We start from the raw sequence: 16,566 nt of genomic DNA, 5'->3' as shown, positions 1-16,566 counted from the left end.
GATATGAGTGAAAATTTACCTAATAATAATCCTAACGAAGAAGTTGATTTAGGGGTTTTATTCAACGCAATTGGAAATTTCTTTAATAAGATATTTGGTTTTATATCAGGAATCTTAAAAGCTGTTTATTCATCAATTATTTATCTAATTAAAGCAGTTATAGAAAACTTTAAATTGATTTCTATTGTGATTTTGGCTGCTTTGTTAATTGGTTTTGGCTTAGAAAAAATGAAAGAACCAGTGTTTTACTCTGAAATGCTTGTTAAGCCTTATTTTAACTCAAAATATCAATTGGTTTCTAATATTGATTATTACAACTCTTTGTTGGATAGTGAGAACTATTCTAGTTTAGCCAACATATTTGATATTTCTGAAGAGGATATAAAAACAATCAAAAAGTTTGAAATTGATATTGGTCCCGAAACCGAAAATCAATTAATACAGGAATATGATGAATATGCCAAATCAATAGATAGTGTTCGAGCACAAGATGTAAGTTTTGAAGACTTCGTTGAAAATAGAGATTTATATTCTAGTGATGTTTATAGTATCAAAGTAGAATCTAGCAAAAGAGATATTTTTAAAAACCTATCAAACGGTTTCAATACAACATTTAACAATGAGTATTCAAAAAAACTCATGCGTGTTAGAGACTCGACAATAGCCATTAAAAAAGCAACTTATATAAGCGACTTAGAAAAAATAGATTCTTTGCAAGCTGTCTATTTGGGAATTTTAAAACAGGAGTCAGAAAATGGTTCTATGGCCATTGGAGTTGAAGGTCTCCTGCCATTAACACAAGAACGTACTAAAACAAAAGAATACGATTTATTTATAAATGAAATGGCAATAAGGGATTCTATTAGAGTATTAGATGAGCTTAAAATTGAAGAAAGTGTATATTATGATGTCATCACAAATTTTTCAGAAATTGGATTGGTTTCAAACGACATACAAAAGCGATATACTTTAATTTTACCTGGATTAGCTATCATTATTTTATTTCTAATGTATTTTGCTATTAAAGTAATAAAATATGCAAAAGAATATGAAGGATAAAACAATCTTAATTACTGGAGGCGCAGGTTTTATTGGGTCTAATTTTATTCCGTATTTTTTAGAAAGTTACAACACTGTAAAAGTTATAAATTTAGACAAGCTCACTTACGCAGGTGAGCTTTCTAATTTAAAAGAGATTTCTACGCATGATAACTATATGTTCGTTAAAGGTGATATATGTGATAGAGATTTAATAGAAAGCCTTTTTAAAACACATGATTTTGATGCCGTTATTCATTTTGCGGCAGAGTCTCATGTAGACAATTCTATTGAAAAGCCTGACGAATTTATAAAAACCAATATCATTGGAACATTCAATCTTTTAGATGTAGCGAAAAAACACTGGATGGAAGGTTCTCATCAATTTAAAGAAGGATGTGAGTCTAAGCGTTTTCATCATATTTCTACCGATGAGGTTTATGGTACTTTAGGCGAAACAGGTTTATTTACTGAAGAAACATCATATGCTCCTAATAGTCCGTATAGTGCTTCTAAAGCGTCTTCTGATTTCATTGTAAGGAGTTATTTTCACACCTACGGAATGAATGTAGTTACCACTAATTGCTCTAACAATTATGGACCAAAACAACACAATGAAAAACTGATACCAACCATAATTAGAAAAGCTATAAGTGGAGAGCAAATTCCAATATATGGTGATGGAAAAAACATTAGAGATTGGTTGTATGTGCTTGATCATTGTAAAGGAATAGATTTAGTATTTCAAAAAGGGACTTCTGGAGAGACTTACAATATAGGAGGTCGTAACGAAAGAGATAATTTATATATCGCTCATAAAATATGTGAGATTCTAGATGAGTTACAGCCTAAAGAGCAATCTTACAAAGAGCAAATAGCATTTGTTAAAGATAGACCTGGACACGACTTTAGATATGCTATAGACGCATCTAAAATTGAAGATGAATTAGGATGGAAAGCCGATGAAAATTTTGAAACAGGAATCAAAAAAACAATTGATTGGTATCTAGATAAATACAACAACTAATGAAAGGAATTATTTTAGCAGGAGGTTCTGGTACACGATTACATCCATTAACAAGGGTCGTAAGCAAACAATTAATGCCAGTATATGATAAGCCAATGATTTACTATCCATTAACAACATTAATGTCGGCTGGTATTAGGGAGATTTTAATTATTTCAACATCAAAAGACACACCGAGATTTAAAGAATTACTTGGTAATGGAGAAGACTATGGTTGTGTTTTTAAATATGAGGTTCAAGAAAACCCAAATGGTCTTGCAGAAGCCTTTATTATTGGTGAGTCATTTGTAGGCGATGATAAAGTAGCACTAATTTTAGGAGACAATATTTTTTATGGCTCAGGATTAGAAGAAAAACTAAGACAACTCAACAATATTGATGGAGGTATTATTTTCGCCTACCATGTTCAAGACCCTCAACGTTATGGTGTGGTAGATTTTGATGAAAACAATAAAGCACTTTCAATAGAAGAAAAACCTACTCAACCTAAATCAAATTATGCAGTTCCAGGTATTTATTTTTACGATAATTCTGTGATTGAAATAGCTAAAAACATAAAACCAAGTGCACGAGGCGAATTAGAAATCACCGATGTAAATAAAACCTATCTAGAACAAGGAAATTTGAATGTTCAAATTTTAGATAAAGGTACTGCCTGGTTAGACACAGGAACATTTAACTCCTTGATGCAAGCATCTCAATTTGTACAGGTTATTGAAGAGCGACAAGGATTAAAAATAGGGTGTATCGAAGAAACTGCCTATAAAATGGGATTTATTGATAGGGCTCAACTTACTAAATTAGCCGAACCATTACTTAAAAGTGGTTATGGAGAATATTTACAAAATTTATAGCTGTAATGGTAGTAGAAGAAACACATCTGAAAGACTGTTATGTTATAAAACCTCAAGTATTTGAAGATAATAGAGGTTATTTTTTTGAAAGTTTTAATGCAAAAAAATTCCAAAAAGAAACAGGAATGACTATAGATTTTGTTCAAGATAATGAATCTAAATCATCTAAAAATGTCCTAAGAGGTCTGCATTTTCAGGTTGGGAATTATGAACAATCAAAACTTGTGCGTGTTGTTCAAGGAGCAGTCATTGATGTTTGCGTAGACCTTCGAGAAGAGTCACCAACTTTTGGTCAATCTTTTTCAATAGAATTAAACCAAGACAACAAAAAGCAATTATTCGTGCCTAAAGGTTTTGCTCATGGTTTTGTAGTATTGAAAGACAACACGATTATTAATTACAAATGTGATAATTTTTACCACCAACCTTCAGAAAGAGGACTTATATTTAATGATAAAGATTTAAATATTGACTGGGGAATTTCTGAAGACGATGCCATCCTCTCGGAAAAAGATAAAGAATTACCATCACTTTCAGAGTATTTAAATGAAAAGTAAAGTTTTAGTTACTGGTGCTAATGGTCAATTAGGTAAAACGATTAGAGATCTCTCAACTAATTTTACCAAATTAATTGACTTTGTTTTTGTTGAAAAGTCTGAATTAGATATTACTAACAGCAAAAGTCTAACGCTTTTTTTTGAAACGAATGACTTTGACTATTGTATTAATTGTGCAGCATATACAAATGTAGATCTAGCAGAAAGCGAAACGGAAATAGCAATAGATATTAATGCCAATGCAGTAAAAAGTTTGGCAGAGAATTGTAAAACCTATAACATAATACTCATTCATATATCTACAGATTATGTTTTTGATGGTCAAAGTACACGTCCTTATAATGAAGATGACCCAACGCACCCAATAAATAATTATGGTGCATCAAAACTTTTTGGAGAAGAGCATATCAGAAAACAGCTAGACAACCATTTTATTATCAGAACGTCTTGGCTGTATTCAAAATTCAACAAGAACTTTGTAAAGACAATTTTTAATAAGCTTAAAAACGATGAGAAGCTAACAGTGATCACTTCTCAAAAAGGGACACCTACTAGTTGTGTTGATTTATCAAATTTTATAACGTTTTTAATCATTAATAGAGTGAGCAATTTTGGAACCTATCATTTTTCTGCCGAAGGTGAAACAACATGGTATGGTCTTGCATTGCATATAGCGCAACTTTTAGATAAAACGTCAAATGTCTCTCCTATAAAAGATTATCCCTCTAAAGCTAAAAGGCCATTGTATAGTGTGCTTAGCACAAAAAAAGTAGAACAGGTCACTAAAAAACCACTTAATCACTGGAAAGTAAGTGTTGATGAGGTCATTAAAAGCTTATCTTAGGATTAAGCGTAGTTTATGGTGTGATAAATAGCAACAAAAATCATACATTTGCAGATTATTAAACCTATCCAAAAAAAGGATTAATTTAATGTTTTAAATAGAAGAAATGCAGAAAAAAATAGCATTAATTACAGGCGTAACAGGTCAAGATGGGGCTTATTTAAGTGAGTTCCTATTAAAGAAAGGATATATTGTTCATGGCGTTAAAAGAAGGTCATCTTTATTCAATACAGCTAGAATTGATCACTTGTATCAAGATCCTCATGAGGAAGATCAGAACTTTTTCTTACACTATGGTGATCTAACCGATAGTACAAACCTCATTAGAATCATTCAAGATGTAAAACCTGATGAGATATATAATTTAGCCGCAATGAGCCATGTTCATGTGTCTTTCGAAACACCAGAATATACAGCAAACGCCGATGGTTTAGGAACCCTTAGACTTTTAGAAGCGATTAGAATACTCGGTTTAGAGAAGTCGACAAGAATTTATCAGGCCTCTACGTCTGAACTATACGGTAAAGTTCAAGAAGTACCTCAAACAGAGACCACACCGTTTTACCCAAGGAGCCCATATGCAGTTGCAAAAATGTATGCGTATTGGATTACGGTTAACTATAGAGAAGCTTATGGTATTTATGCTTGTAATGGTATTTTGTTTAATCACGAATCTCCAATTAGAGGAGAAACATTTGTGACCCGAAAAATCACAAGAGCAACCTCAAGAATAGCTTTAGGCTTACAAGACAAAATTTACCTCGGAAACTTAAATGCTCAAAGAGATTGGGGACATGCTAAAGATTACATCAGAATGATGTGGATGATATTACAATCTGATACTCCAGAAGATTGGGTAATCGCTACAGGTAAAACCACTTCTGTAAGAGACTTTGTTAGAATGTGTTTTGATCACGTTGGAATCGAACTAGAATTTAAAGGAGAAGGATCAAACGAAAAAGGTTATATCAAAACATGTAATCATCCAGACTATCAAATAGAAATTGGTAAAGAAGTTATTGCAGTTGATGAAAAGTACTACAGACCAACAGAGGTTGACCTACTTGTAGGTGATGCAACAAAAGCTAGAGAAAAACTAGGATGGATTCCTAAATATGATCTTCCAGCTTTAGTAGAAGATATGATGTCTAGCGATATCAAATTAATGCAAAAACAACAGTACCTAAAAGACGGCGGTTACAGAATTAAAAATTACTTTGAGTAATGGGCTTTAAGCAACTTACATTTTGTTTTTCTATTGTGTTTTTTGTTGCTTTCTATTCTTATGGTTTTCAAAAAGAAAATGAAATAAGATATAAGGGAATTGAGAGAACGCTTGGTATTTTGCACAGTAGTTCTAAAGAAAACCCAAAAGAACTTAGTGTGCTTTTTTATGGTCAGTCGATTATAGGCGGAATGAAACCAGCTATTTTGATTGATTCCTTAGAGAAAACTTATCCATACACGACAATTAATTTTAAACAAAAAGCAATTGGAGGTTTTACGGTTCCTCTACTTATTAAAACAGCAGAACATGATCTTTTTCATGAAAACCCAGATTTGATCATATTCCATGCTTATGAAGGAATTAAAGATGGTTTACTCGATTCATTAGTGAGAAGAATTAGAGAGAAAATGACTTCTGAAATACTCTTACTTAATCATCATTATGTTTGGAGTACTCCTAGATCGCATTTAAAATTTGTTAATGAATCCCATGACCAAGATTCTAAAGAAATTGAGAAGATTGCTGAAAAATATCAATGTGGTTTCTTAGATGTAAGACGTTATTGGAGAGCATATTTAAAGCACAATAATATCAAAGCAAATAAGCTTGTTGGAAATACGGTTAAACCAGATGTGCATCCTAATGCTAAAGGAAATAAACTTTTAAGACAAATTATTTTATCTAAATTAAGAAGTAAACCTAAGTCTATATATAATCAGGAAAATGACGAGTTGAGAACAGACATATTGATTGACGATGAGTCAAAACAAATCAAAACAGAATTTGTTGGTAATAGGCTTGAACTGTTCATGGATGAACAAGAAGAAAAGACACCAATAGTTGTAGAAGTGCTAATAGATAAAAAGAAACCCTCAACATTTCGTGAGTTTTATTACGTCACAAGACCGTCAAAGGGGTTTAAAAGTCATATGCCTGCCATAAAAAGAGTGTCTTTAGGGCCTACTTTGCCTAGAGAAGAAGATTGGACCATTACTATTACTGATATTGACAGAGTCAATAAAACGTTTATCTATAGTTTATATGGAAGCCTTACAGGATTTGATGGGTCTGGACATTCAGATCTAAATTTTGTGTCCAATTCAAATCGTATTCATATTGAAAAGGGAGACTTTCATATTTTTAATATTGAAGACATCATCAAAAAACATACACCTCAAAATTTCAAAATAAAATTTTCGGTAAAAACACATACTAAAGATACCATTGTAATACCACATTATAAATCTAAATGTGTGTTATATCAGAGCAGATTAGTTGGTAACCACCAATTGGAATTAAACATATTGAAAGGTGATAGAAAAATTAAAAAATTAATTGCATTTAAACCCTTTTTAAGCAATAATGAATAAAGATTCAAAAATTTATATCGCAGGACACAGGGGACTTGTAGGTAGTGCTTTATTGGAAAACCTTCAACATAAAGGATATTCTAATATTATTACTAGAACTCATAAGGAGTTAGACCTTACAGATCAGCAAAAAGTTGCTGAGTTTTTTAAAATCGAAAAACCAGAATATGTATTCCTAGCTGCTGCTAAAGTTGGTGGTATCATTGCTAATAATGTTTATAGAGCAGATTTTATCTATGACAATATGATGATTCAAAATAATGTGATTCATCAAAGTTATGTCAATAAGGTCAAGAAGTTGTTATTTTTAGGTAGCACTTGTATATATCCTAAAATGGCTCCTCAGCCAATGAAAGAAGATTACCTTCTTACAGATACTTTAGAATACACAAATGAACCTTACGCTATTGCTAAGATAGCTGGAATTAAAATGTGTGAAAGCTATAATTTACAGTATAACACAAATTTTATTTCTGTTATGCCAACTAATCTCTATGGACCTAACGATAATTTCGATTTAGAAAAATCACATGTTCTTCCTGCGTTAATTAGAAAGATCCATCTGTCAAAATTACTAAGCGAAGGATGTTATGATGAGGTGTTAGCAGATACTGGATTATCAAACATAGAAGAAGCTAAAACGTATTTATCTTCTTTTGGAGTGTCTGAAACCAGTGTTGAAATTTGGGGAACAGGACAACCTCGAAGAGAGTTCCTGTGGTCTAAAGATATGGCAGATGCCTGCGTGTTTATTATGGAAAACAGAGACTTTAAAGACACGTTTTCCGAAAACCAAAAAGAAATTCGAAATACACATATTAACATAGGTACAGGGCAAGATATCTCTATAAAAGAACTGGCTGAATTGATAAAAGGTATTATTGGATATAAAGGAGAATTAGTTTTTAATACAAATAAACCAGATGGAACTTTAAGAAAACTAACCGATGTATCAAAGCTCAATGGTTTAGGATGGAAGCATAAAATGGAATTAAAAGAAGGAGTACAAACGATGTATAACTGGTATGTAAATCAATAAGTTGACTATGTTGGGAAGAACGTTAATTATTTTTTGTGCTGCTGTGCTTTTTATATCTTGTGAAGAACAAATAGATTATTATAATTTAGCTACATTCTCAGGCAATAATAAATTGAATGCAGTTATCGAAATCCCAGCAGGAACCAACAAAAAGTTTGAGTATAATAAGGAGACCAAATCTTTTGAAATAGATAAAAAAAATGGAAAGGATAGAGTCATTACATTTTTACCTTACTTAGGAAATTATGGCTTTATACCTTCTACTTTTTCAGACCCTAAAACAGGAGGCGATGGAGATGCATTAGATGTTTTGATACTCTCTGAGAGTGTAAAAACAGGTACAGTAATGGAAACCATTCCTATTGCTATGCTTAAACTAATTGATGATGGAGAAATTGATTATAAAATTATAGCTATTCCTAGCCTTAAGGAAGATCAAATTATAAATGCAGATACTTACAAAACGTTTGTTACAGATTTTCCTGAAATTAAAACCATGATCGAAACCTGGTTTTTAAATTATAACAAATCTGATGAAACGCAAATCGAAGGATGGGGAAATGAAAAAGAAGCAATGGAGGAGATAAACAAAAATAAAAGCCATTAATGAAAAAAATAGGAATCTTATTATTAATCTTTAGCCTTATAAGTTGTAAGGCAAGCAAAAATGAGAGCTATTCTTTTTTTATTGCTGGTCATGCCTATGGAAACCCTTTAGATAAAGCAGATAAAAAAGGACTATACGACTTATTTAAAGATAAAATCCCTTATGTAAACGAGCAAAAAAACATGAAGTTTGGTGTGTTGTTAGGAGATGTGGTTAGACAAGGGAGTTTTTGGCCTGAGGCACAAAAGGATATTTCAAATTTTGAAATGCCTATATATATCGCAAGGGGTAATCATGATGGACCATTAGAACAATTCGAACAAAAATTTGGAAAATCGTACCGTAGCTTTGTTCAAAATAAAAGTTTGTTCATTATCCTTGACCCAAACATTGATGAATGGAATATTTCTGGAGAACAATTAACGTTTTTAAAGAACGCGATTAAAACGAATGAAAAAACAGTACAAAAAATATTTATTTTTACGCATCAAATGATTTGGTGGCACAAAAGAAAGTATCCAGAACCATTTCCAAATTCATTGTTTAATAAATCGCCAGAAATTAATTATTGGTCTGAGATTGAACCTCTTTTAAAAGAGTTAAACAAACCAGTTTATCTATTTGCCGGAGATGTTGGGTCATTTTCTAAAGAGCATCGCAAAAAAGACCATATCATAGAATATGATTATTATAAAGACAAGAACCTTACCTATGTTAGTACCGGAATGGGTGGAGGTGTAAGAGATAATTTTGTTATCGTTGATGTAACAAAAGAAGGTAACGTTAGCTTTCGTTTAATTCATTTAAACGGAAATGACATCAATGGCTTAGGAAAGCTGCAAGATTACGTTAAAAGAAAATAGGGTTAAAAATCATTTAATGAAAAAGCACATTTCAAAATTAATTATTGGGATTCCCATAGTATTATTATTAATCGCATTAGCTTTATCTAATCGTGAACATAAGACTTACGCTTTATCTGAAGGGTTTAATTCGTATTTAAAACCAATACCTAGTGATTACGAAACGGCTCTTATAGCTAATACAGAGGTGAATGACTCTATTTTTTTTCCGTCGACGCTTGAAGACTTTGCGATACGAAAGCTATTGATTTTTAAAACCTTTCCCGATGAAAATGAAGTCAAAACAGATTTTACCATAGAACTTTATCCAACTAATAAGGCCTTATTAAAAGACAATAAAGCGTTTTTAACTTTTGAAATAGTAAATGACGCTGTGCTGTTTAATCATAAAAAAAAGACCTACGGTGTTTTTAAATTACCACTTCCGCTAATAGATATAGAGAAACTCGTAATTAAAAATAAGATTAAAAGAAAAATAGATAAACCATGGGAATCGGTTCTTTTATCGCCTTTTAAACCACTAGATGAATTAAAGACATTATCAAATGTCAAACAAAATGATATAGAGAAAAAACCAACACTTTTCACATCATTATTTACAAAGCAACTAAAAAAGTATGAGATAAAGTACTTACCAAGTTACCTCGAAGCAAATAACAATAAAGTGTCTCGTTTCTATGAATCGATCGATGATTTTATGTTAACAAACAAAGCTTCTTTGGTCAAAATAACCAGACCTAAAGGATTTTGGAATAAGTTCAATAAAAAAGATAAAACACTTTTAAAGCAGATTGAGTTTACTGGAGAAAGAAGCAAAGAAGCTGAAGCTCTTTTTGATAAGTACCTCAATGAAGATCTAGCTTTTGAGCTTGTTTTTGATATCGATAAGTTGGCACTTTACAATGCTTTAAAACCGATTTTTTCTGAAGATTGTCCAGCAGCAGCTTATTTTATATTTAATGAAGGCAATGGGGTTTTAGAACCTTTTCATACAACTTCAAATTGCCCTAAAGAAAAGACACTAACGTATTTAAAAGCGTCTGAAATAAAAGATCAAAATTATCTTCAGGTTTATGCTTCTGCGGTTGATGAGGTATCACAAATAGATCTAAAAGCAACACTTATCAAAGACAATATAGAGTTTAAAAATGAAATGGCTTTGATAAATAATAAAGACCCTAAACATGTGTTTGATTTTGATCTTATTAGAGCTAATCAAAGAGCGCTTAGTAAAAGCTTAAATCCTTCAACAGCATTGAAGTCTGAGTTGATTTCAATTGATAAAAACAGGATGATACTTTCTGTTTTTAACACCTCTAATTATGCAATTGATATTTTAGAGTTAAGTCATAAGAACAAGAAAACCATTACCAAATTAAACCCTGGTATTCAAATCGCAAGTAATGTAAAGGATACGATCGTAATTAACCTACCAAGAAGTTTTGAAAACTTGTTTGTTAGTAAAAAGAAAAAGGTTGTAGGTTTCATTTTGCCTAGACATATTTATGAACTTAATATGAAATATCGTATTTCAGGAGTTAATAAAACGTACGCGTCTTCAATTATTCCATATCAAAAAATGGATGAGGTGGATGACGATTTATTTAGAACTCCAGCGTATATTAACAATCATAAAAACATTGTTGTTGATGATGGAAAAAAGGAAATTAGTTTTTCTAAAGACTCTGTTGTTGTATCAGCACCTTTAGTCATACAAAAAAACTATACGTTTAAATTAAAGCCAGGTACTATTGTCAATATAATAGAAGGCGGCAAAATTATTTCGCATGCACCATTGCGTTTTATAGGTACTGCTGAAAATCCAATTAAAGTATACTCGTCTGATCAAAGAGGTCAAGGGCTTTTGGTACTAAGTGAACAAAGACAATCCACATTAAAGCATGTTGTTTTTGATCAATTGCGAAACCCTACACATGGAAGTTGGGGTGTAACAGGCGCTGTGACATTTTATGAGTCTCCTGTAGATTTAGAGTTTGTTGCAGTGAAAAATAATAAATGCGAAGACGCTTTAAATATTGTAAGAGCAAAATTCACCATGAATCAAGTGGCTATTTCCAATACACAATCTGATGCATTTGATGGCGACTTTGTTAAAGGAACCATATCAAACTGTCAATTTGATTATTTAGGAAACGATGCTATTGATGTTTCGGGATCAGACCTCATTATTAGAAATGTTATCATATCTAATGCTGGAGATAAAGGGTTGAGCGCAGGAGAAAACAGTAAAATGACTATAGATACCGTTGAAATTTCAAACAGTGAAATTGCTGTGGCAGGAAAAGATTTATCTGTAGTTGATGCTAAAAATTTAAAAATTTCAAACACCAAATTAGGGTTTACTGCTTTTCAAAAGAAACCCGAATTTGGTCCTTCCAAGATTACGGTTAATGGTATTTTAATGACAGGTATAGAGACAAAATACTTGATAGAAAGTTCATCGTCTCTTTTTGTTGACAATCAAAAAATAGAAACTACTCAAAATGTAAAAGACAGAATGTATGGTGTAGAGTTTGGAAGAAGTAGTGCCGAAACAAGAAATACGCCTCAATAATGATGACAAATGAATTTATAGAACAAGCTAAGGAAATCGCAAATAGCGAAGAGCTTCATTATATCGAAAAAGATCACAATTTTAGATATGAACGAAAGTTTACGGTTCCAGATAAGTTCTCTTTAAAAACAATAGAGCAATATATCAAGCGTAATAAAGCGCTTTTTAGAGAAGTCTTTCATTTGCGTCAAGTCAATAACATTTATTTTGATACAGCTGGTTATAATGATTATCTAGACAATGTGCTAGGTGTTTCAGATAGAAAGAAGATTAGAATTAGATGGTATGGCGAGACCTTTGGCGAAATAAAAAAACCAGTACTAGAAATTAAAATTAAAAAGGGTCATGTAGGTGATAAATGGTCTTATAAATTAAAGCCATTTGTACTGGACAACGATTTTGACAGCACTAAAATTCAAAATATTTTCAAAGCCTCCGAATTACCGCTTCCAATTTTAGAATCGGTTAAAATGGTAACACCAACATTACTCAATTCATATTCTAGACGTTACTTTATGTCTGCTGATAATAAATTTAGAGTGACATTAGATTATAAATTACTTTATCATAAAATTGATAAACGTTTTAATAATTTTAATTTTGCGCCAGCTTCTGATGAAAATAAAATAGTGGAGTTAAAATATGGCTTGTTAGATGACGACCGAGCTCATAAAATTTCAACACAGTTTCCTTTCAGATTAAATAAAAACTCGAAATACGTTAACGGAGTAAATACAATAAAACAATTTCCACAATAAAACTATTAATATTATACACGATGCAAGAACAATCTTTTTTAACCGATATCGCTAACCAATTTGGTTCTGGAGAATCATCAGTAGTTGATTTTTTAATAAACATTTTTATTACCATAATTCTCTCATACATAATTGGTATGGTCTATTCCAAATATGGAAACTCTTTATCTAATAGAAAGAAATTAATGCAAACATTTGTTCTAATTTCAGTCACAGTAATGCTTGTGATTTCTATTGTAAAGTCGTCGTTGGCATTATCTTTAGGACTTGTTGGTGCATTATCTATTGTGCGATTTAGAACTGCAATAAAAGAACCAGAAGAACTGGTATACTTTTTTGTAGCTATTGCCTTAGGACTCGGAATGGGAGCTAATCAAAGAATAGTAACATTAACAGGTGCTATTATCATTATACTATACATCGTAATTCAAAACATAAATACCGTAAAAAATGCGGTTCAGCAAAACTTAATTGTTACAATATCTAATACATCAGATAAAGGTTTAGACGAGAATAAAATATTGGAATTACTAAGAAATCACTGTTCTAAAATAGATTTAAGACGTCTTGATGATGTTAATAATTCTACAGAACTCTCACTTAATGTTGAGTTCAATGATTTTGAAAGTATCATAAAAGCTAAGAATGACCTCAAATCTGTTGGTGATATCCAATTTAGTTTTATTGAAAACTATTAAATAGATGAAGCTTAAATCTTCAAATAGATTTCCTAGGTTTTTTTTACTAGGCCTTATAGGCTTGGTCTTATTATTGGTGCTTTTTAATCCTATTAAAAAGAAGCAATCAAAATACCCTGAAGCGCCAAAAATTGAAAAGACGACTAGCTTAAATGCTTTACAACTCACATTTAATGAAAAGTCGTTTAAGAAAATAAAGGACAAAAGGTTTAAAGCTTTAAGCAAAGGGGTTTTAGAAACTAGTGACGAAGATTATGTACCAGCGACAGTTACATTTCAAGGGGAAAGTTATAAAGCCGAAGTAAGGCTAAAAGGAGACTGGACTGATCATCTCGTTGGAGATAAATGGTCATTTAGGGTCAAGTTGAAAGGAGATGAAACGATTTTAGGAATGCGTAAATTTTCAATTCATCATCCACAAACTAGAGGCTTTTTCTATACAGCAGAATGGTTGTACCTCAAAGCGATTAAACGCGAAGGTTTAATGGGATTGAGATATGATTATGTTGAAGGCTCAATTCATGTGAAAGGAAAAAACGCATCCAATTCGATAAATAAAAATGTAGGGATTTATGCACTTGAAGAAACGTTTGACAAAAGAACTATTGAAAGTAATAGTGGAAAAGAAAGTGTTATTTTAAAATTCTCTGAAGATAATTTTTGGAATGAAGTTGGAAAGAGCATTGAAGTAGGATCATCAATGGGATATAAATGGGGTGATTTTATGAATTATGATTTGGTGTCTAAAACCAAATATCAAATCCTTCCATTTTCCGAAGAAAAAATAGTGTTGGATAGTACCATGTTCAAGTACTTTAGGTTAAGCCGAAAATTACTAGAGGACGTGTATTTAAATAAACGACCAATTCACGAAGCATTTGACGTTAAAAAACTAGCCATGCAAAATGCTATTTTAAATCTTTTTGGAGCAGCACATGGGACTTACATTATCAATCTTAGGTTTTACTACAATCCTATTACTTCGAGGTTGGAACCTATAGCGTTTGATGGGAATTCTGGATTGAAACTAAAAAAATACGAACACTTCTTATTCTTAGATAAAGAAAAAGACACAGTTTATCTAAAGGAATTAGCCTATGCCTTAGATAAGGTGCGTCGCCCAGAATACTTGAACACCCTAGTTGCCCAATATAAAGATGAAATGGCTGCTTATGAAAAAACCCTGAAGAAGGAGTTTTTTAGTAAAGGTTTTCAAAAAGCTAACTTAGAGTATAATCAAGAGGTGATTAAAACGGAGCTACTTAGACTTAAAAACAAACTTGACTTAAATGATATTGTTATTGAAGCAGATGAACCTGTGGGTGACATAAAAATACCAGAACCATCGCAATGGGTTAATAATAAAACAATTTTGTCTGGACTGCCGCAAAAATTTCAGAAACAAAGCGTCTATAAGATCTCTAGGAATAGTACAACAGCACCATCGTATTCGGTTATTGCTAATAACAAGGTCAATAATGGGAAACAATACAGAACCAGTGTGATACTAAAAAAAGGTGATGTAGGGTCTTTATTTGGCTTGAGAGTTCAGGGTGATTTCCCTAATAGGTTAGATGCTATTTTCGATTTAGCCAATGGCAAAGTAAAACAAACTAGTACAGGAGGGAACTTTGATAATATAAATGCAACAATGAAACCTTTGGGAGATGGTTGGTACCAATGTGTTCTTAGTGGAACAATTAAAACAAGTAATGTTAAAATTATTTTAGGACCAACTTCTGGTGAACGTCAAAGTAAAAACTGGGAAGGAGTTACCAGTCAAAACGGTAATGTATATATTATACCGTCGAGTTTAAAACTTGAAGAAGTATCAGAATAATATGGATATAGATAAAAACCTACAAACAGCAATTGAAGCGTGTTTAAGTGCAGGAAAGGTAATCATGAACGTTTATGATACTACTTTTGATGTAGAATATAAAGATGATAAATCACCGCTTACTGAAGCCGATAAAAGAGCTAATGATGTTATTAATTCATATTTAGAGCCAACTTCAATCCCGATAATTAGTGAAGAAAATAAACAAACAGATTTTTCAGTAAGAAAAGCATGGTCTACATGTTGGGTCGTTGACCCTGTAGATGGGACCAAAGAGTTTATAAAGCGTAATGGAGAATTTACAGTCAATATTGCATTAGTAGACAACGGAAACCCTATCCAAGGTGTTATTTATGTCCCTGCTTTTAAAACGCTATATTTTGGAGATGTTAAACAACAAAAAGCCTACAAAGCTCAATTAAGTTCTCACGATGAATCAATAATGAGTGTCATTGAAAAGGCAGAACACCTTCAACCAAAAACGCAACCCTCACAAATGGTTCAAGTTGTTGGGAGTCGATCTCATATGAGTCAGGAAACTTTAGATTATGTAGAGGCAATCAAAGACGAAGGCAATGCAGTCGAAATTGTTTCTAAAGGGAGCTCATTAAAGTTTTGCTTAGTTGCCGAGGGAAGTGCAGATGTTTATCCTAGATTTGCGCCTACAATGGAATGGGATACAGCAGCTGGTCAAGCGATATGCAAAGCAGTTGGAGTCGATGTTATTTCAAAAGAAACAAACCAATCATTGCTTTACAACAAGGAAAACCTATTAAACCCTTGGTTTATTGTTTCTAAGCACTAAAGATTTATGACCACTTATAAGAAAGAGTCACATATTAGAAGTCTTCTAAAAGGCATTTCATGGCGAATTGTAGCAACATCAGATACCATACTGGTTGTATTACTTATTACATGTCTTAGCGGACACTGTAGTCTAGAAAACGCAATTAAGATAGGCTCTATTGAATTTTTTCTCAAGTTTTTAATCTATTATGTTCACGAAAGAGTTTGGCAAAGAGTATTAGTAAATAAAGCGGTTAGTCAAAAACAAACACTACAAAAGACTATTTCATGGCGAATTATTGCAACCACAATGACCTTCATTATTTCTGGTTCTGTGTTAAATGCATTTGATGAAATTGCTTTATATATTGCACTTACAGAATTATTTACGAAATTCGCACTTTATTATTTACATGAAAGATTGTGGCTAAAACTCCCGTTAGGTAGAATTAGACAATTTTTTTTCGGTAAAAAAAGATAAC

Annotated in this window: 16 protein-coding genes; all 16 read left to right on the top strand. The window is 32.0% G+C overall.

Features of this window, described 5'->3' with window-relative positions; genetic code table 11:
• Nucleotides 1-3 precede the first annotated feature (3 nt).
• The 16 genes from Q0783_RS04475 (at nt 4) to Q0783_RS04400 (ending at nt 16,565) form a co-directional block, all read left to right on the top strand.
• Complete coding sequence (locus Q0783_RS04475) at nt 4-1,059, top strand: hypothetical protein (RefSeq protein ID WP_298893595.1); 1,056 nt, start codon at nt 4-6, stop codon at nt 1,057-1,059.
• Nucleotides 1,037-2,065, top strand: a complete 1,029-nt coding sequence (gene rfbB, locus Q0783_RS04470) for a dTDP-glucose 4,6-dehydratase (RefSeq protein ID WP_298893593.1) — start codon at nt 1,037-1,039, stop codon at nt 2,063-2,065. The genes Q0783_RS04475 and rfbB overlap by 23 nt, the downstream gene beginning before the upstream one ends.
• Nucleotides 2,065-2,919: a glucose-1-phosphate thymidylyltransferase RfbA gene (gene rfbA, locus Q0783_RS04465; protein WP_298755443.1), complete on the top strand. Its 855-nt coding sequence runs from the start codon at nt 2,065-2,067 to the stop codon at nt 2,917-2,919. The genes rfbB and rfbA overlap by 1 nt, the downstream gene beginning before the upstream one ends.
• Nucleotides 2,920-2,924: 5 nt before the next feature.
• Nucleotides 2,925-3,476 carry a dTDP-4-dehydrorhamnose 3,5-epimerase gene (gene rfbC / locus Q0783_RS04460; RefSeq protein WP_298893592.1) on the top strand — a complete coding sequence of 184 codons (552 nt, stop codon included), beginning with the start codon at nt 2,925-2,927 and terminating at the stop codon, nt 3,474-3,476.
• Complete coding sequence (rfbD, locus tag Q0783_RS04455) at nt 3,466-4,320, top strand: dTDP-4-dehydrorhamnose reductase (RefSeq protein WP_298893591.1); 855 nt, start codon at nt 3,466-3,468, stop codon at nt 4,318-4,320. Before rfbC ends, rfbD begins: the two co-directional genes overlap by 11 nt.
• A 106-nt stretch (nt 4,321-4,426) precedes the next feature.
• The gene (gene gmd, locus Q0783_RS04450) at nt 4,427-5,545 is read left to right on the top strand and encodes a GDP-mannose 4,6-dehydratase (RefSeq protein ID WP_298893590.1); all 1,119 of its coding nucleotides are present in this window, start codon (nt 4,427-4,429) and stop codon (nt 5,543-5,545) included.
• Nucleotides 5,545-6,918: an SGNH/GDSL hydrolase family protein gene (locus Q0783_RS04445; protein WP_298893589.1), complete on the top strand. Its 1,374-nt coding sequence runs from the start codon at nt 5,545-5,547 to the stop codon at nt 6,916-6,918. The genes gmd and Q0783_RS04445 overlap by 1 nt, the downstream gene beginning before the upstream one ends.
• Nucleotides 6,911-7,957 carry a GDP-L-fucose synthase gene (locus tag Q0783_RS04440; RefSeq protein ID WP_298893587.1) on the top strand — a complete coding sequence of 349 codons (1,047 nt, stop codon included), beginning with the start codon at nt 6,911-6,913 and terminating at the stop codon, nt 7,955-7,957. Before Q0783_RS04445 ends, Q0783_RS04440 begins: the two co-directional genes overlap by 8 nt.
• A gap of 7 nt (nt 7,958-7,964) precedes the next feature.
• A complete protein-coding gene (locus tag Q0783_RS04435) occupies nt 7,965-8,564 on the top strand; it encodes an inorganic diphosphatase (RefSeq protein ID WP_298893585.1) in 600 nt (199 codons plus the stop codon).
• The gene (locus Q0783_RS04430) at nt 8,564-9,427 is read left to right on the top strand and encodes a metallophosphoesterase (RefSeq protein ID WP_298893583.1); all 864 of its coding nucleotides are present in this window, start codon (nt 8,564-8,566) and stop codon (nt 9,425-9,427) included. Before Q0783_RS04435 ends, Q0783_RS04430 begins: the two co-directional genes overlap by 1 nt.
• Before the next feature lie 16 nt (nt 9,428-9,443).
• Nucleotides 9,444-12,002: a right-handed parallel beta-helix repeat-containing protein gene (locus tag Q0783_RS04425; protein ID WP_298893581.1), complete on the top strand. Its 2,559-nt coding sequence runs from the start codon at nt 9,444-9,446 to the stop codon at nt 12,000-12,002.
• Complete coding sequence (locus Q0783_RS04420) at nt 12,002-12,760, top strand: VTC domain-containing protein (RefSeq protein WP_298893578.1); 759 nt, start codon at nt 12,002-12,004, stop codon at nt 12,758-12,760. The genes Q0783_RS04425 and Q0783_RS04420 overlap by 1 nt, the downstream gene beginning before the upstream one ends.
• A 20-nt stretch (nt 12,761-12,780) precedes the next feature.
• Nucleotides 12,781-13,458: a DUF4956 domain-containing protein gene (locus Q0783_RS04415; RefSeq protein ID WP_298755420.1), complete on the top strand. Its 678-nt coding sequence runs from the start codon at nt 12,781-12,783 to the stop codon at nt 13,456-13,458.
• Between the two features lie 4 nt (nt 13,459-13,462).
• A complete protein-coding gene (locus tag Q0783_RS04410; protein ID WP_298893577.1) occupies nt 13,463-15,298 on the top strand; it encodes a hypothetical protein in 1,836 nt (611 codons plus the stop codon).
• 1 nt (nt 15,299) lies between these two features.
• A complete protein-coding gene (gene cysQ / locus Q0783_RS04405) occupies nt 15,300-16,103 on the top strand; it encodes a 3'(2'),5'-bisphosphate nucleotidase CysQ (RefSeq protein WP_298894163.1) in 804 nt (267 codons plus the stop codon).
• A gap of 6 nt (nt 16,104-16,109) precedes the next feature.
• Nucleotides 16,110-16,565 carry a DUF2061 domain-containing protein gene (locus Q0783_RS04400; RefSeq protein WP_298893576.1) on the top strand — a complete coding sequence of 152 codons (456 nt, stop codon included), beginning with the start codon at nt 16,110-16,112 and terminating at the stop codon, nt 16,563-16,565.
• Nucleotide 16,566 lies beyond the last annotated feature (1 nt).

It is taken from the genome of uncultured Psychroserpens sp. (assembly GCF_947500255.1).
Taxonomy (GTDB): Bacteria; Bacteroidota; Bacteroidia; order Flavobacteriales; family Flavobacteriaceae; genus Psychroserpens.
Note: the sequence above shows the minus strand (reverse complement) of the source record. Positions and strands in the feature narration are given on the sequence as shown.